Source organism: Pseudonocardia asaccharolytica DSM 44247 = NBRC 16224, from assembly GCF_000423625.1.
GTDB lineage: Bacteria > Actinomycetota > Actinomycetes > Mycobacteriales > Pseudonocardiaceae > Pseudonocardia > Pseudonocardia asaccharolytica.
Window position 1 is genome coordinate 168723 of sequence record NZ_AUII01000007.1, and the last position, 17094, is coordinate 185816.

At 73.1% G+C, this 17094-nt stretch carries 17 protein-coding genes; 3 read left to right on the forward strand and 14 right to left on the reverse strand.

Translation table 11 applies throughout. The features are described from left to right. Window positions 1-70: 70 nt before the first annotated feature. From pyrF to pyrR, 6 genes are all read right to left on the reverse strand, one after another. The gene (gene pyrF / locus G567_RS28120) at window positions 71-991 is read right to left on the reverse strand and encodes an orotidine-5'-phosphate decarboxylase (protein WP_084796049.1); all 921 of its coding nucleotides are present in this window, start codon (window positions 989-991) and stop codon (window positions 71-73) included. After that, window positions 988-4299 (reverse strand): carbamoyl-phosphate synthase large subunit, encoded by a 3312-nt coding sequence (carB, locus tag G567_RS0110945; protein WP_028930024.1) that lies wholly within the window; start codon window positions 4297-4299, stop codon window positions 988-990. Before carB ends, pyrF begins: the two co-directional genes overlap by 4 nt. Beyond that, window positions 4299-5468, reverse strand: coding sequence for a glutamine-hydrolyzing carbamoyl-phosphate synthase small subunit (carA, locus tag G567_RS28125; RefSeq protein WP_051232765.1), 1170 nt, complete (start codon window positions 5466-5468; stop codon window positions 4299-4301). The genes carB and carA overlap by 1 nt, the downstream gene beginning before the upstream one ends. Continuing rightward, entirely contained in the window at window positions 5465-6760 is a 1296-nt protein-coding gene (locus G567_RS0110955; RefSeq protein ID WP_028930025.1) for a dihydroorotase, read from the reverse strand. The genes carA and G567_RS0110955 overlap by 4 nt, the downstream gene beginning before the upstream one ends. A gap of 127 nt (window positions 6761-6887) precedes the next feature. Then, complete coding sequence (locus tag G567_RS0110960) at window positions 6888-7832, reverse strand: aspartate carbamoyltransferase catalytic subunit (protein WP_028930026.1); 945 nt, start codon at window positions 7830-7832, stop codon at window positions 6888-6890. Then, window positions 7829-8416, reverse strand: a complete 588-nt coding sequence (gene pyrR / locus G567_RS0110965; protein WP_028930027.1) for a bifunctional pyr operon transcriptional regulator/uracil phosphoribosyltransferase PyrR — start codon at window positions 8414-8416, stop codon at window positions 7829-7831. The genes G567_RS0110960 and pyrR overlap by 4 nt, the downstream gene beginning before the upstream one ends. Window positions 8417-8831: 415 nt before the next feature. Here pyrR and bldD point away from each other — a divergent pair, with 415 nt between their 5' ends. Beyond that, window positions 8832-9323 carry a transcriptional regulator BldD gene (gene bldD, locus G567_RS0110970; protein WP_028930028.1) on the forward strand — a complete coding sequence of 164 codons (492 nt, stop codon included), beginning with the start codon at window positions 8832-8834 and terminating at the stop codon, window positions 9321-9323. A gap of 70 nt (window positions 9324-9393) precedes the next feature. Here bldD and nusB read toward each other — a convergent pair whose 3' ends face one another. The 8 genes from nusB to G567_RS28130 form a co-directional block, all read right to left on the reverse strand. Continuing rightward, a complete protein-coding gene (gene nusB / locus G567_RS0110975) occupies window positions 9394-9813 on the reverse strand; it encodes a transcription antitermination factor NusB (protein WP_028930029.1) in 420 nt (139 codons plus the stop codon). Window position 9814: 1 nt separating this feature from the next. Continuing rightward, the gene (efp, locus tag G567_RS0110980) at window positions 9815-10378 is read right to left on the reverse strand and encodes an elongation factor P (RefSeq protein ID WP_028930030.1); all 564 of its coding nucleotides are present in this window, start codon (window positions 10376-10378) and stop codon (window positions 9815-9817) included. Window positions 10379-10576: 198 nt separating this feature from the next. Next, entirely contained in the window at window positions 10577-11662 is a 1086-nt protein-coding gene (locus tag G567_RS0110985; RefSeq protein ID WP_028930031.1) for a M24 family metallopeptidase, read from the reverse strand. Window positions 11663-11698: 36 nt separating this feature from the next. Next, window positions 11699-12157 (reverse strand): type II 3-dehydroquinate dehydratase, encoded by a 459-nt coding sequence (gene aroQ, locus G567_RS0110990; protein ID WP_037056754.1) that lies wholly within the window; start codon window positions 12155-12157, stop codon window positions 11699-11701. Then, complete coding sequence (aroB, locus tag G567_RS0110995; protein WP_028930033.1) at window positions 12154-13245, reverse strand: 3-dehydroquinate synthase; 1092 nt, start codon at window positions 13243-13245, stop codon at window positions 12154-12156. Before aroB ends, aroQ begins: the two co-directional genes overlap by 4 nt. Window positions 13246-13303: 58 nt before the next feature. After that, entirely contained in the window at window positions 13304-13996 is a 693-nt protein-coding gene (locus G567_RS0111000; protein WP_028930034.1) for a shikimate kinase, read from the reverse strand. A 10-nt stretch (window positions 13997-14006) separates the two neighbouring features. Further along, on the reverse strand, window positions 14007-15188 hold the full coding sequence (gene aroC / locus G567_RS0111005; RefSeq protein ID WP_028930035.1) for a chorismate synthase: 1182 nt from the start codon (window positions 15186-15188) through the stop codon (window positions 14007-14009). Window positions 15189-15201: 13 nt separating this feature from the next. After that, the gene (locus tag G567_RS28130) at window positions 15202-15840 is read right to left on the reverse strand and encodes a prepilin peptidase (RefSeq protein WP_037056755.1); all 639 of its coding nucleotides are present in this window, start codon (window positions 15838-15840) and stop codon (window positions 15202-15204) included. A 213-nt stretch (window positions 15841-16053) separates the two neighbouring features. Between G567_RS28130 and G567_RS35455 the strand changes: the two genes are divergently transcribed. Further along, window positions 16054-16524, forward strand: a complete 471-nt coding sequence (locus G567_RS35455; protein WP_028930036.1) for a helix-turn-helix domain-containing protein — start codon at window positions 16054-16056, stop codon at window positions 16522-16524. 14 nt (window positions 16525-16538) lie between these two features. Further along, the coding region (locus G567_RS34135; RefSeq protein WP_245585628.1) for an IS630 family transposase at window positions 16539-17094 on the forward strand (556 nt) is incomplete at its 3' end.

A 17094-nucleotide genomic window follows, 5' to 3' on the forward strand; every position in this document is an offset into this window, starting at 1 on the left:
TGAATCCTCGAACGCAGCGGGGTTTCCCGCTGAGTCCCGAACGAACGTACTCAGCCGCTCCCGAGGGCCGTCAACTGGGGTCCACCAGTGGCTTTCGCGGTCGCGCGCCCCTGGCCTTACCCGAATCGCGGCATGACCACCCGCCCCCCGACGGTCCGGTTGCGAGCTGCGCGCGGTGCACCTCGTCGCGCAGCGCCTGGGCGGCCGCGCGCACCGCGGCCGGATCGGGGCCGGCCCGCAGCACCGAACGCGACGCCGTGGGCAGCACCAGCCCGCAGACGCCCGCGAATCGCGCGGCAACGTCACCGGGAGCCGCGCCCTGGGCACCGACCCCGGGCGCGAGCACGGCCCCGTTGAGCCCGCCGAGGGCGAGCCCGTGGTCGGCGGTGGCGCCGACGACCACGCCGACGTCGCCGAGCGGCGTCGTGCCGGCATTGAGCCCGGCGACACCGTCGACGACGACCTGCGCGACCGACCGGCCGTCCCGGTCCGCGAGCTGCACCTCGGCCCCCTCCGGGTTGGAGGTCCGGGCCAGCACGAACACCCCGCGGCCCGCCTCGGCCGCGGCCCGCAGCGCCGGAGCGAGCGAGCCGAGACCGAGATACGGCGAGAGGGTGACCGCGTCCGCGCCCAGCGGGGCGCCGACGCGAAGGTAGGCGTCGGCGTAGCCGTCCATCGTCGAGCCGATGTCGCCGCGCTTGACGTCGAGCAGGCTGAGCGTGGACGTGCCCGCCGTCGCCGCCAGCAGCCGTTCCAGGACCGCGATACCCGCCGAGCCGTGTCGCTCGAAGAATGCCGACTGCGGCTTGACCACCGCGACGTACCCGGCGAGGGCCTCCAGGGCGGTCATCGCGAACCGCTCCAGCCCGGCGGCGTCGTCGGCCAGCCCCCAGGCGGCCAGCAGCCCCGGATGCGGGTCGATCCCCACGCACAGCGGCCCGTGCGCGTCCACCGCGGCGACCAGCCGATGGCCGAACGAGCGCGGCGTCACGAGCGGGCCTTGCGCAGCGCCCGGTGGGCGTCCTGCAGCGAGCGGACCCCGAGGCTGCCCTTGATCAGCGCCTCGATGCCCTGCACCGCGGCCGCCGCCCCCTGCACGGTGGTCATGCACGGCACGCCGCGCGACACCGCGGCCGCGCGGATCTCATACCCGTCCACCCGCGGGCCGGAGTTGCCGTACGGGGTGTTGACGATGGCGTCGACGTCCCCGGCGAGGATCCGGTCGACGATCGTCTCGCCGGCCTCCCGCTCGGAGTGCTTGCGCACCACGGTGGCCGCGATGCCATGGCGGCGCAGCACGTCGGCGGTGCCCTCGGTGGCGAGCACCTCGAAGCCCAGGTCGGCGAGCCGCCGCACCGGGAACACCATGGCCCGTTTGTCCCGGTCGGCCAGCGAGACGAAGACCCGTCCCTTGACCGGAAGCGATCCGTAGGCCGCGGCCTGCGACTTGGCGAACGCCGGGCCGAACGCGGCGTCGATGCCCATGACCTCGCCGGTCGACTTCATCTCCGGTCCCAGCAGCGGGTCGACGCCCTGCCCGCTGGGGGTGCGGAACCGGTTGAACGGCAGCACGGCCTCCTTGACCGCGACCGGCGCGTCGAGGGAGAGCTCGCCGCCGTCCCCGGTCGCGGGCAGCAGCCCCTCGGCGCGCAGCTGGCCGATCGTGGCCCCGAGCATGATCCGGGCCGCGGCCTTGGCCAGCGGCACGGCCGTCGCCTTCGACACGAACGGCACCGTCCGCGACGCCCGCGGGTTGGCCTCCAGCACGTAGAGCGTCTCGCCGTGCAGCGCATACTGCACGTTCAGCAGGCCGCGCACCCCGACGCCCTGCGCGATCGCCTCGGTGGAGCGGCGGACGGCCGCGAGCACCGAGCGACCGAGCGTGATCGGCGGCAGCGTGCAACACGAGTCGCCCGAGTGCACCCCGGCCTCCTCGATGTGCTCCATCACCCCGCCGAGGTAGACCTCGGTGCCGTCGCACAGCGCGTCGACGTCGATCTCCACGGCGTCGTCGAGGAACCGGTCGACCAGCACCGGCCGCTCGGGACTGATCGCGGTCGCCCTGCTGATGTAGCCGGCCAGCGACGCGTCGTCGTAGACGATCTCCATACCGCGCCCGCCGAGCACGTAGGACGGCCGCACGAGCACCGGGTAGCCGATCCGCTCGGCGATCTCGCGGGCCTGCTCGTAGCTCGTCGCGGTGCCGAACGCGGGCGCGGGCAGGTCCGCGCGACGCAGCACCTCCCCGAACGCCCCGCGGTCCTCGGCGAGGTCGATCGCCGCCGCGGAGGTGCCCACGACCGGGACGCCCGCGGCGGTCAGCCGCTGCGCCAGCCCCAGCGGGGTCTGCCCGCCGAGCTGCACGATCACACCTGCGACCGTCCCGGACTGCTGCTCGGCGTGCACGACCTCGAGCACGTCCTCGAACGTCAGCGGCTCGAAGTAGAGCCGGTCGGCGGTGTCGTAGTCGGTCGAGACCGTCTCCGGGTTGCAGTTGACCATGACGGTCTCGAACCCGGCCCCGTTGTTGTCAGGAGCTGAGCGCAGCGCCATCACCGCGTGCACGCACGAGTAGTCGAACTCGATGCCCTGCCCGATCCGGTTGGGCCCGGAGCCGAGGATGATCACCTTCGGCTTCTCGGTCTGCGGGGCGATCTCGGACTCGGCGGCGGGGTCGGTCTCGTAGGCGCTGTAGTGGTAGGGCGTGCGCGCGGCGAACTCGGCGGCGCAGGTGTCGACGGTCTTGTACACCGGCCGGATGCCCAGCCGGTGGCGCAGCACCCGCACCCCGTCTTCGCCGGCGAGCTCGGGCCGCAGCGCGGCGATCTGCCGGTCCGACAGCCCCGCTCGCTTGGCCCGGCGCAGCAACCCCTCCTCGAGCACCTGGGCCGCCACGATCTCCGCCCGCAGATCCACGAGCTGGGCGATCTGGTCGAGGAACCACGGGTCGATGCCCGAGCGGGCCGCCACCTCGTCGACCGTCGCGCCCCCGCGCAGCGCCCGCTCGACGGCGTAGATCCGGCCGTCGGTGGGGAGGGCGAGATCGACCGGCTCGGCGGGGTCGGGGGCGGTCCAGAAGCCGGCCCTGGAGGTCTCCATCGAGCGCAGGGCCTTGCCCAGCGCCTCGGGGAACGAGCGGCCCAGCGCCATCGCCTCCCCGACGCTCTTCATCGTCGTGGTCAGCTCGGGGTCGGCGCCCGGGAACTTCTCGAACGCGAACCGCGGCACCTTCACCACGACGTAGTCGAGCGTCGGTTCGAACGCCGCCGGGGTCTCCCCGGTGATGTCGTTGCGGATCTCGTCGAGGGTGTAGCCGATCGCGAGCTTGGCCGCGATCTTGGCGATCGGGAAGCCGGTCGCCTTCGACGCCAGCGCGCTCGACCGGGAGACGCGCGGGTTCATCTCGATCACGACCATCCGGCCGGTGTCGGGGTGGATCGCGAACTGGATGTTGCACCCGCCGGTGTCGACACCGACCGCGCGCAGCACCGCGATGCCCAGGTCGCGCATCCGCTGGTACTCGCGGTCGGTCAGGGTCATCGCCGGGGCGACGGTGATCGAGTCCCCGGTGTGCACGCCCATCGGGTCGAGGTTCTCGATGGAGCAGACGACGACGGCGTTGTCCGCGGCGTCTCGCATCAGCTCGAGCTCGTACTCCTTCCAGCCGAGCACCGACTCCTCGATCAGCACCTCGTGCACCGGCGAGGCGGCGAGCCCGCCGCCGGCCAGCCGCTCCAGGTCCTCGTCGGTGTGCGCCATCCCGGAGCCGAGCCCACCCATCGTGAACGAGGGCCGGATGACCACAGGAAGTCCGAGCTCGGCGACCGCGGCGTGCACCTCGGCCATGGAGTGGCAGACCGCCGAGCGCGGCACGTCACCGCCGACGGCCTGCACGACCTCCTTGAACTTCAGCCGGTCCTCGCCGCGCTGGATGGCGTCGATGTCCGCGCCGATCAGCTCCACGCCGTAGCGGGCCAGCACCCCCTTCTCGTGCAGCGCGACCGCCGTGTTGAGCGCGGTCTGCCCGCCCAGGGTGGCCAGCAGCGCGTCCGGCCGCTCGGCCGCGATGATCTGCTCGACGAACTCGGGCGTGATCGGCTCGACGTAGGTGGCGTCGGCGAACTCGGGGTCCGTCATGATCGTCGCCGGGTTGGAGTTGACCAGCGAGACCCGGATGCCCTCGGCCTGCAACACCCGGCAGGCCTGGGTTCCGGAATAGTCGAACTCGCAGGCCTGCCCGATGACGATCGGTCCCGAACCGATCACCATGACGTGCCGGATGTCCTCGCGACGGGCCATCAGGCGCCCTCCTCGATGAGTCGGTGCCGTCCGCCGGTCGGCCGTTCGGCCATCAGCGCGACGAATCGATCGAACAGGTCGGTGGCGTCGTGCGGGCCCGCCGCGGCCTCGGGGTGGTACTGCACGCTGAACGCGGGAACCTCAAGCCCCGCAAGGCCTTCCACGGTGCCGTCGTTGGCGCAGGTATGGGTGATCTGGGCCGGGCCGAACGGGGTGTCGAACCGTTCCCCCGCCTCCCCCTCAACCGCGAACCCGTGGTTCTGCGAGGTGATCGCCACCCGGCCGGTGGCGTGTTCGACGACCGGGATGTTGATGCCGCGGTGGCCGTAGCGCATCTTGTAGGTCCCACGGCCCAGGGCGCGGCCGAGGATCTGGTTGCCGAAGCAGATGCCGAACAGCGGGATCCGCCGCTGAAGCGCCTGACGGGTCAGCTCGACCGGTTCGTCGGAGGCGGCGGGGTCGCCGGGGCCGTTGGAGAGGAAGACCCCGTCGGCGTCGAGCGCCAGCACGTCCTCGATCGAGCTCGAGGCCGGCAGCACGTGCACCTCGACGCCGCGGACGGCGAGCATCCGCGGGGTGCTCTGCTTGATCCCGAGGTCGAGGGCCGCGACCGTGAACCGCTTCTCCCCGACGGCGGGGACGACGTAGGGCTCGCGGGTGGTGACCGCGCCGTAGAGGCTGGCGCCGGCCATCGGCGGGCTCGCCAGCACCTGCTCGAGCAGTTGGTCATCCGCGGCGGGGGCCCCGTTGGCCACGAGCGCGGGGCCGGAGAAGATCCCGGCCCGCATCGCGCCGCGTTCGCGCAGATGCCGGACGAGCGCGCGGGTGTCGATCCCCGCGACGCCGACGATGCCCTCCTCGGTGAGCACATCGTCCAGCGAGCGGCGCGACCGCCAGCTCGACGGCCTGCGCGCGGGGCCACGCACCGCGTAGCCCGCGACGTGGATCCGGTTCGACTCGTCGTCCTCGTCGTTCCACCCGGTGTTGCCGATCTGCGGCGCGGTCTGCACCACGATCTGGCGGTGGTAGGACGGATCGGTCAGAGTCTCCTGGTAGCCGGTCATCGCGGTGGTGAAGACGGCCTCGCCGAGGGTCTCCCCCATCGCACCGTAGGCCTCGCCCCGGAAGATCCGTCCGTCCTCGAGAACCAGCAGCGCGGGACGACTCATGACTGGTGCACCTTCCCGTCGCGCGCGGTGACCCGGCCGCGCAGCACCGTCGCCACCACCCTGCCCGGCAGCCGCATTCCCTCGTACGGGGTGTTCGCCGCGATGCTCGCCATGGCCGCGCCCCGCACGGTCCACTGGGCGTCCGGGTCGATGACCGTCAAGTTCGCCGGCTCCCCCACCGCGATCGGGCGGCCATGGTCGGACAGCCCGGTGATCTCCGCGGGCCGCTGCGACAGCACCCGGGCCACGCCGTGCCAGTCGAGCAGCCCGGGCTCGACGCACGCGGCGACCAGCACCGACAGCGCCGTCTGCAGCCCGAGCATCCCGGGCCGCGCCGCGGCCCACTCGGTGTCCTTGTACTGCGCGGCATGCGGGGCGTGATCGGTGGCCACGACGTCGAGGACGCCCTCGGCCAGCGCCTCGCGCATCGCCTTGGTGTCGGCGGCCGTGCGCAGCGGCGGGTTGACCTTGTGGACCGGGTCGTAACTGGTCAGCGCCGCATCGGTGAGCAGGAGGTGATGCGGGGTGACCTCCGCGGACACCCGGATGCCCGCCGCCTTGGCCGCCCGCAGCACCTCGATGGTGTGGGCCGAGGAGACGTGGCAGACGTGCAGCGCCGCGTCCGTGTCCCTGGCCAGGGCACAGTCACGGGCGACGATCGTCTCCTCGGCGGCGGCCGGCCAGCCGGCCAGGCCCAGCCGGGAGGCGACGACCCCCTCGTGGGCCTGCGCCCCGGCCGTCAGCCGATGGTCCTCGGCGTGCTGGGCGATCACGACCCCGAGGGCCGAGGCGTACTCCAGCGCCCGGCGCATGATCAGCGGGTCGTTCACGCACCGGCCGTCGTCGGAGAACATCCTGACCTGTGCACGCGAGCGCGCCATGCTTCCGAGCTCGGCGAGCTTCGTGCCCTCCAGCCCGACGGTGACCGCGCCGACCGGGTGCACGTCGACGAGCCCGACCTCGGCGCCGCGCCGGTGCACGTGCTCGACGACGACCTCGGTGTCGGCCACCGGGTTGGTGTTGGGCATCGCGAACACGGCGGTGAACCCGCCCAGCGCCGCGGCGCGCGAACCCGTCTCGATGGTCTCGGACTCCTCGCCGCCGGGCTCGCGCAGGTGCACGTGCAGGTCGACGAAGCCGGGCAGCAGCACCAGCCCGGCGGCGTCGAGGGTCTCGGCGCCGTCGGACGCGGTGAGACCGCTGCCGATCTCGGCGATGACGCCGTTCCCGATCAGCACGTCGACGGCGTCCTCGCCGTACGGGCGGGCGTTGCGGATCAACAGGTCGGGCACGAGCACTCCGTTCCGGTCCGTAGCATGGTGGCTTTGCTCCGGTCGGACCGGAGCAAAGCCACCATGCTGCAACGGGGGGTGGGTGGGGGCGGGGGCACCGGCGGCGGCGCCGGCGGGGACACGGTGGTCATTCGGGTGCCCCCGCGAGCAGGTGGTAGAGGACGGCCATCCGCACATGCACGCCGTTGCGGACCTGGGCCAGGATCGCCGAGCGCGCCGAGTCGGCCACCGAGGGCGCGATCTCCATGCCGCGCACCATCGGGCCCGGATGCAGCACGACGGCGTGCTGGGGCAGCGCTGCTGCCCGTTCGTCGGACAGCCCGTAGCCGATCGCGTACTCGCGAGCCGACGGGAAGAACGCGCCGCGCATCCGCTCGGCCTGCACGCGCAGGGTCATCACCGCATCGAGGGTGGACAGCTCGGCGTCGATCTCGTGCGAGATCCGGCACGGCCACTGCTGCACCCCGACCGGCAGCAGCGTCGGCGGCGCGACGAGGACGACGTCGGCGCCCAGGGTGGCCAGCAGGAACACGTTCGACCGGGCGACCCGGCTGTGCAGCACGTCGCCGACGATGCCGATCCGCCGCCCGGCGACCGAGCCGAGCCGGTCGCGCAGCGTGGCCGCGTCGAGCAGCGCCTGCGTGGGGTGCTCATGGGTGCCGTCGCCGGCGTTGACGATGCAGGTGTCGGTGCCGGTGGCGGCCCGGTCCCGGTCGGCCCAGGCGGCGAGCCGATGCGCGGCACCGGAGGCGGGGTGCCGGACGATCACGCAGTCCGCGCCCATCGCCGCGAGGGTCAGGGCGGTGTCGCGCAGCGACTCTCCCTTGCCCACCGAGGATCCCTTCGCGCTGACGTTGACCGTGTCGGCGCTCATCCACTTGCCCGCGACCTCGAAGGACACCCTGGTACGGGTGGAGTCCTCGTAGAACATCGTGATGACGGTGCGGCCGCGCAGCGTGGGGAGCTTGCGGACCTCGCGGCCCAGCAGCGCCTGCTTGAGCCGGTCGGCGGTGTCCAGCAGCGCCGTCGCGGCGGCGGCGTCGAGGTCGGTGACGCTCAGCAGATGCTTCACGCGCCCGCTTCCCGTCGCAGGGCGACGCCGTCGGCGCCGTCGATCTCGTCGAGGAACACCAGGATCTGCTCGCGGCGCGCGGTCGGCACGTTCTTGCCCACGTAGTCGGCGCGGATCGGCAGCTCGCGATGGCCGCGGTCGACCAGGACGGCGAGCTGGACCGCGCGCGGCCTGCCGTGGTCGGCCAGCGCGTCGAGCGCGGCGCGGACGGTGCGCCCGGACATCAGCACGTCGTCGACGAGCACGACGAGCCGGTCGTCGAGCCCGCCCTCGGGCACCTCGGTGTCCTCGAGCGCGCGGGCCGGCTTGCGGCGCAGGTCGTCGCGGTACAGCGTGGGATCCAGCCAGCCGACCGCCGGCGCGGTGCCGCTGAACTCGGCGATCGCGGCGGCGAGCCTGCGGGCCAGAACGGTGCCGCGGGTCGGGATGCCGATGAGGACGACCTCCTCGCCGCCCGCGGTCTTCTCGATGATCTGATGCGCGATGCGCGCGATGATGCGGGCGACATCGGCGGCGTTGAGCAGCTCGCGGTCGGAAACACCGCTGCTCGCGCCACCCCCGTCCCCGCGGCGGTCGTCGGCCACGAGGCTCGCTCCTTCCCCGCCTCACCGGACGGGTTTAAAGGATGGTGTGCGGTCACGCTAGCAGCGTCGACGCGGGTGTACGGGGTCGATCCCGCCGGGAATCGCCAGGATCACACATGGTGGCCCGGCAGGCGGTCGTCCACGGTTGAATACCGCCGAAACGGGTGCCTCGATCAGCCGTTCGAGTGGAGATACCTCGCTCTACAGCATGGGGCGCCGAGCGAGCTTGACCCACCGACGCGGCAGGCGCATGATTACTCTCCGTATTGATCAGCTGGCTCACGGATGGTCGCGGCAGCGGGGGGACCAGCCGGGAGCAGGAAGTCGGCGGGCCCGGGGGCGTCGGCTCGACCATGACGAGAGCACACGGACGTCGGGGCCGCGACCGTACGACCAGAAGTGAGGGGATCGCCAGATGGGCGACTACGCCAAGGCGCTTGGGAGCAAGCTCCGGGCCATCCGGCAGCAGCAGGGGCTGTCCTTACACGGTGTCGAACAGAAGTCGGGGGGGCGGTGGAAGGCGGTCGTCGTCGGCTCATACGAGCGCGGCGACCGGGCGGTGACCGTCCAGAAGCTGGCCGAGCTCGCCGATTTCTACGGCGTGCCGGTCGCCGAGCTGCTACCCGAGGGCCGGGTGCCGTCCGGTTCGGAGCCTGCGACGAAGATCGTCATCAATCTCGAGCGGTTGCAGCAGCTGCCGGCCGACAACGTGGGGCCGCTGGCCCGGTACGCCGCCGCCATCCAGAGCCAACGCGGCGACTACAACGGCAAGGTGCTCTCGATCCGCGCCGAGGACCTGCGCTCGCTGGCGATCATCTACGACACCAGTCCGGGTGAGCTGACCGATCGGCTGATCGACTGGGGCGTACTGCCGCCCGAGGCCCGGCCCGCGCACCGGGCGGACTGACCTCACGGCCCGGGGAGCGCGGGCCGGGACGGCGGCGGGCGCGTTGCCGCCGGCACCCGCTGGATCACGCTCAGCGGGCGGCGCGCAGGTGCTCCCCGATATCGGCGATGCGCCCGAGCACGCCGTTGATGAACCGCGGCGAATCGTCCGTGGAGAGCATCCGGGCCAGCTCCACGGCCTCGGTGATGGCGACCGGATCGTCGATCTCGTCGACCCAGAGCAGCTCGAACACCCCGATCCGCAGCAGAGTACGGTCGACGGCGGGCATCCGGGCGACCGTCCAGCCCTCGGCATGCTCGGCAAGCAGCTGGTCGATCCGTTCCTGGTGCGCGACGACACCCTCGACGAGCATCGCGGCGTAGTCCGAGACCGGCGGGGCGTCGGCCGTCTCCCGGCGGTGCGCCAGGACATCGAGCGGCGCGTCCCCACGCGCCTCGGACTCGAAGAGGATGTCCAGCGCGCGCTTGCGTGCCTTGGTCCGTGCCCTCACGTCAACCGCTGACGCGGCCGAGGTAACGACCGTCGCGGGTGTCCACCTTGACCTTCTCGCCGGTCGAGACGAACAGCGGAACATGGATCTCCGCACCCGTCTCGAGGATGGCGGGTTTGGTGCCGCCGGTGGACCGGTCGCCCTGCAGCCCGGGATCGGTGTGGGAGATGACGAGCTCGACGGACGCCGGCAGCTCGACGTACAGCGGCACGCCCTCGTGCATCGCGATCATCGCGGTCTGGTTCTCCAGCAGGTAGTTCGCGGCGTCACCGACCGTCTCCTCGGGCACCGGGATCTGGTCGTAGGTGTCGCCGTCCATGAAGACGAACTCGCTGCCGTCGCGGTAGAGGTAGGTCATGTCGCGCCGGTCGACGGTCGCGGTGTCGACCTTGGTGCCGGCGTTGAAGGTCTTGTCGACGGTCTTGCCTGTGATCACGTTCTTGAGGGTGGTGCGCACGAAGGCGCCACCCTTGCCCGGCTTCACGTGCTGGAACGCCTGGACGGACCAGAGCTGACCGTCCAGGTTGAGCACCAAGCCGTTCTTGAGGTCGTTCGTGGTGGCCACGTCTGCGGGTCTCTCCCTGAGTCGATGCGGGCGCGCAGGGGGCGAGCGGGTCCTCGTGTCCGAGGGCTCGGCACCGCCCGCGGTCCGGGGTGTGCTCGGAACGGACGCCACCAGAGCGGCGGCGCCAGCATGCCAGCAACCAGAATACCGCTGCGCGAGGTGCGCGGACCGCACGGCCCGGCTCGCGAGCCGGGTGGGTCACACCTCGACGAGCGCGCGGGCGCTGCGGGTGAGAGGGTCCGGACCGTCGACGCGGACGACGAGGGTGTCCTCGATGCGCACCCCGCCCCGCCCGGCGAGATAGACGCCCGGCTCGACGGTGACGACCATGTCCGCAGCCAGTTCGCCCGTCCCGGCCACCGAGAGCGCGGGCGCCTCGTGGATCTGCAGGCCGACCCCGTGCCCGAGGCCGTGCGGGAACCGTTCCCCGTGCCCGGCCGCGACGATCACCTCCCGCGCCGCTGCGTCCACCTCGCGGACCGGCGTGCCCGCGGCCAGCGCCGCCCGCCCGGCCGCCTGCGCCGACGCCACCAGGTCGTACAGCTCCCGCTGCCACGCGGCGGCGGGGCCGAGCGCGAACATGCGGGTCATATCCGAGTGATAGCCGTCGACGAGCGCCCCGAAGTCGATCTTGACGAGGTCGCCCCGGCACAGCGGGACGTCGGTCGGGCGGTGATGCGGGACCGCGGAGTTCGCCCCCGCGGCGAGAATCGTCTCGAAGGCCGGACCCGCGGCGCCGTGGGCGCGCATCCGGTTCTCCAGGTCGAGCGCGACCTCGCGCTCGGTCCGCCCGGCCCGCAGCCCGCCTGCGGCGAGGAGATCGGCCAGCGCAGCGTCGGCGGCGGCGCACGCGGCGCGCACCGCCGCGATCTCCTCGGCGTCCTTCACCCGGCGCAGCCGCTGCACCAGGCCGGGAGCCCGCTCCAGCCGCGCCCCGGGCGCGGCGTCGACCAGCACGGCGTGGGCGTCGACGGTCACCGCGTCGGACTCGAAGCCGAGCCTCCGGACCCTGCGCTCGGCGGCATCCGCCGTCAGGGCCGGCGCGCAGGCCCGTTCGATGATCGGTTCGAGGTCCGGGGCCTGGGCGCCGGCCTGGAGGCGGTAGCGGCCATCGGTGCCGAACCGGCTCCCGGCGTCGCCGTCGACGTGCACGAGCAGCGCGGCGTTCGACCCGGTGAAACCGGTCAGGTAGCGGACGTTGACCAGGTCGGTGACGAGCAGGGCGTCCAGGTCGGCCGCACGCAGCAGCTCGCGCAGCGCCGCACGGCGGATCGGGAACGGCATGCCGCTCACCCTACGGCGGCGTCGCGGCCGCGCCCGTCAGGCGTGTTCGGCGATCCAGCGCAGCGCCAGCACGTAGCCGGTGACGCCGAGCCCGACGATCACCCCCGTCGCCACCGCGCTGAGATAGGAGTGATGGCGGAACTCCTCACGCCGATACACATTGCTGATGTGCACCTCGATCAGCGGCGCCGTGAGCTGCGCGCAGGCGTCGCGCAGCGCCACCGACGTGTGGGTCCACCCGGCCGCGTTGAGCACCATCGGCGTCCCGGCGTCTGCGGCGGCGTGCAGCCAGCCGAGCAGCTCACCCTCGTGGTCGGTCTGGCGGACGTCGGCCAGCAGCCCGAGCTCGGCGGCGGCCCGCTCGCACAGCGCGACCAGATCGGGATAGGTGGTCGAGCCGTAGATCGCGGGTTCCCGGGTGCCGAGCCGGCCCAGGTTGGGCCCGTTGAGCACCAGGACCGGGCGGACGGCGGACGGGACCTCGCCTGCGCTCATGCCGGCGCGCCGCTGATCGCCGCGTAGGCGCGTTCGAGCAACGTGGTGTCGGGGCCCTCCAGCCGCCCGGGCTTGGCAAGCCCGTCGAGAACGACGAACCGCAGCAGCCCGGCCCTGGCCTTCTTGTCCCCGGCCATGGTCTCGACGAGCTCGGGCAGCACCCCGGACGGATACGACACCGGCAGCCCGAGCGTCGTGAGCACCGCGCGGTGCCGGTCGGCGGTGGCGTCGTCGAGGCGCCCCGCGACGCGGGCGAGCTCAGCGGCGAACACCAGGCCCACGCTCACCGCGGCGCCGTGCCGCCACCGATAGTCCTCGCGGTGCTCGATGGCGTGCCCGAGGGTGTGGCCGTAGTTGAGGACCTCCCGCAGGTGCGACTCCCGCAGGTCCGCGCCGACCACGTCGGCCTTCACCTGGATCGAGCGGCGGACCAGCTCGGGCAGGACGTCACCGCCCGGGTCGAGCGCGGCGGCGGGATCGCGCTCGATGAGATCGAGGATCAGCGGGTCGGCGATGAACCCGGCCTTGACGATCTCGGCCATTCCCGAGGCGATCTCGGCGGGCGGCAACGTGTCCAGTGTGGCCAGATCGACGAGCACCGCGGACGGCTCGTGGAACGCCCCGACCAGGTTCTTCCCGGCCGCCGTGTTGATGCCGGTCTTCCCACCGACCGCGGCGTCGACCATCGCCAGCAGGGTGGTCGGCACGTGCACCACGCTGACCCCGCGCATCCAGGTGGCGGCGACGAAGCCAGCCAGGTCGGTGACCGCGCCCCCGCCGAGGGCGACGATGACATCGTGCCGGGTCAGCCCCGCCTGCCCGCAGACCTCCCAGCAGCGGCCCGCGACCGCGAGCGACTTGCCCTCCTCGGCGTCGGGCACCTCGATCAGCTGGGTCTGCACACCCGCGGCCTCGAGCTCGCCCCGCACGGCCCCGGCCACGTCGGCCAGCGCGGGCTGGTGGACGACGAGGGACTTCGTGGCGGCCCGATCGCTGATCACCCCGGGAAGCTCCGCGCGCACGTCGCGACCGACGAGCACCTGGTAGGGCCGCTCGGCGGCCACCTCGATCCGCACCGGTCCGCTCATGGCCCGTGACCCTAACGGCGACCGCGAACGCGCTGGACGGGCACCCCGGTCGGCGACGTCAGCCCGGTCCGGAGGAGCGCGGCCCCGGGTCGGGGGCCGCCTCGCGCAGGACCGGATCGGGCAGCGGGACCTCGTCGCGCGGGGTGGGCCCGTCCAGCGCGTCGCCCGGCCGCGGCTCGGGCGCCGTCGACGGCACCTCGAGCGCCAGCTCACCGAGGGCCGGGTCGGCCAGCGCCGCGAGGACCGCGCTCGCGACCTGATTGGCGCTGCGCCGTGCGGTGTCGACCTCGACCGTCCCCACCTCGCGGTACAGCGGCACCCGCGCCTCCAGCATGGCCCGGAACGTCGCGCGCGGGTTCACCCCGGCCAGCAGCGGCCGGGCGGTGGACATCCCGGTGCGGCGCAGCCCGTCGGCCAGCCCGACCGCCAGGTACACCACGCGATGGCCGCGCAGGGCCGTGCGGGTGGCCGCGGACAGCACCGCGCCGCCGCCCAGCGCCAGCACCCCGTCGGTCTGGCGGAGCGCCGCGGCGACGACCTCACGCTCGACCGCCCGGAACGCCTCCTCGCCGTCCTGGGCGAACATGTCGGCGATCGACATGCCGGCCCGTGCCTCGATCAACGCGTCGGTGTCGGTGAAACCGACACCGAGCCGACGGGCCACGACCCTGCCGACGGTGCTCTTCCCCGACCCGGGCGGGCCGACGAAGACCATCACCGGGGGCGGCGTGCCGGTCCTCGCCTCGCTCATTCCGCCTCGCTCATTCCGCGGGGCCGCTCGCGGCCGCCAGATACGCCTTCAGGTTGCGGACCGTCTCGGGCAGCGAATCCCCGCCGAACTTCTCCAGCGCCGCGTCGGCCAGCACGAGCGCCACCATCGCCTCCGCGACGACACCGGCCGCGGGCACGGCGCACACGTCGGAGCGCTGGTGGATGGCCCGGGCGGCCTCCCCGGTGGCGACGTCGACGGTCTGCAGCGCGCGGGGCACCGTGGAGATCGGCTTCATCGCCACCCGGACCCGCACCGGCTCGCCGTTGGTCATCCCGCCCTCGATACCGCCCGCCCGGTTGGACAGCCGCCGGATCGGATCGCCGGGCACCATCTCGTCGTGCGCGGCGCTGCCGCGGCGGCGCGCCGTGCGAAAGCCGTCGCCGATCTCGACGCCCTTCATCGCCTGGATACTCATCAGCGCGCCGGCCAGCCGGGCGTCGAGGCGCCGGTCGGCCTGCACGTACGAGCCGATACCGACCGGCAGGCCGTAGGCGATCACCTCGACGACCCCGCCGAGGGTGTCGCCGTCCCGCTGCGCCGTGTCGACCTCCGCGATCATCGCCTCGGCCGCGGCGGGGTCGAAGGCACGCACCGGGTTGGCGTCGATCCGCTCGAGGTCACCCGGCCCCGGCAGGACGCCGTCGGGGGCCTCGGCCGCCCCCAGGGCGACGACGTGGGAGACGATGTCGACCCCGAAGCCCTGGGTGAGGAACGCCTTGGCCACGGTGCCGAGCACCACCCGGGACGCGGTCTCGCGCGCGCTGGCCCGTTCCAGCACCGGGCGGGCGTCGTCGAAGCCGTACTTGGTCATGCCCGAGAGGTCGGCGTGGCCGGGCCGGGGCCGGGTCAACGGCGCGTTCCGGGCGCGATGTGCGATGAGCCCGGGGTCGACGGGATCGGCCGCCATGACCGTCTCCCACTTGGGCCACTCGGTGTTGCCGATCCGGACCGCCACCGGCCCGCCCTGGGTCACCCCGTGGCGCACCCCGCCGATCACCTCGAGCGCGTCGGCCTCGAACTTCATCCGGGCGCCGCGGCCGTAGCCCAGCCGGCGCCGGGCCAGCTCGGCGGCCAGTTCCTTGGTGGTGACCTCGACGCCGGCGACCATGCCCTCGAGCACGGCGACCAGCGCGGGACCGTGCGACTCCCCGGCGGTGATCCAACGCAACACGCGGGTCATCCTCTCACCCCGGCCCCAGGGCCAGCCCCGAGCCTGCCACCACCAGCCAGCCGGCCGCGAGCATCGCGGGACCGTGCGGCACCGTCGCCCCGCGGCCGATCCGCCCGCAGCCCAGACCGACCACCGCGACCAGCCCGGTGAGCATCGCGGCACCCAGCACGCCGAGCAGCACCGCGGGCCACGATGCCGCCGCCAGTACGGCTCCCAGCGTGGCCGCGAGCTTGACGTCACCCGCGCCGAGAGCGCCCGGCGCCAGCACGTGCACGGCGGCGTGCGCGACCAGCAGCACGGCCGCGCCGGCCACCGCCCGCAGCAGCACCGCGGTCCCCAACGGGACGAGCAGCAGCAGCACCGCGGGCAAGGCGGGCCCGGTGAGCGCATCGGGCAGCCGGTGCGCCAGCACATCGACCGCGGCTCCCGCGACCGCCAGCCAGCCGAGCCCGAGCAGCACCGGCAGCCAGCGGGCGGGAAGCCCACCGGCCGCCCAGGACAGGCCGGTGAGGCCCCACAGCAGCGCCACCCCCGCCTCGCACCAGGGCGGCGGGACCCGCGCTCCGCGCCGCATCCGGGCCAGCAGCAGCCGGGCGGCCGCCCCGGCCGAAGCGCCACAGGCGGCGAAGGCGGCGGACGTCAGGAGATCCACGCCCCGATGCTCGCGACGATCTCGCCGCGGCGGGAGTCCGAGCAGGGCGCCTGTGGATGAGCGGCACCGGATGTGGACATCCGGGAGCGATCACGCCGATCTGCGCCGGCCCTGTGGGACCCATCTGCTAGTAGACCGTCGCTGCTAAAAATTGTCTCATCTGGGGTATCGGTTCTCGGCAGTTCGCGTCTCCCGCTGAGAGGATGGCCCACGATGCCTCGCCCGAAGGTATTCCCCGTCGGCTTGTCGGCCGCCGATCGCGAGTTCCTGGTCAAGCTGACCACGACCGGCGCCCACCCGGCGCGGATGATCATGCGGGCACGGGTGTTGCTGGAGTTGGACGAGAACGCCGGCCCGGTGCCCGATCGGGCGGTGATCGCGGAGCGGGTCGCGACCTCGACGAACACGGTGCGCGTGGTCGCGAAGCGGTTCGCCGAGACCGGGGGCGACACACCGGCCACGATCGGCCGCAAACCGCGTGAGACACCGCCGGTGGCGCCGATCGTGACCGGGGAGGTCGAGGCCCGGCTGATCACGCTGGCCCGCTCGACCCCACCCAAAGGCTATTCCCGCTGGTCACTGCGGCTGCTGGAGCGGCACGTCGCCCTGTCGGAGGATCTGCCCGACCTGGACCACTCCACCATCGGCCGGGTGTTAAAAAAACGAAACTGCGTCCTCATCTGAACAAGTGCTGGGCCATCCCGCCGAAGGCCAACGCCGAGTTCGCCGCGCGGATGGAGGACGTGCTGGCCGTCCACGCCCGCCCCCATGATCCCCGCCGGCCGGTGGTGTGCATGGACGAGAAGCCCTACCGACTCCTGGCCGCCGCCCGCGACCCGATCCCCGCCGCCCCCGGGCACGACCGTCGAGAAGATTCCGAGTACGTCCGCCACGGCACCTGCTCGATCTTCGTCTGGGTCGAACCCCTGCGCGGCCGGCGCCGCGTCGACGCCCGACCGCAGCGAACCAAGACCGACTGGGCCCGCCAGGTGCACCACCTGCTCACCCACGACTACCCCGACGCCGAGACCGTCGTGCTGGTCATGGACAACCTCAACACCCACACCATCGGCTCGCTCTACGAGACCTTCGACCCCGCCACCGCCTTCGACCTGGCACAACGACTGGAGATCCATCACACCCCCCGACACGGCTCCTGGCTCAACATCGCCGAGATCGAACTCTCGGCGCTGACCGGCCAGTGCCTGCACCGGCGCATCACCGACCTCGACACCCTCAACATCGAACTCGCCG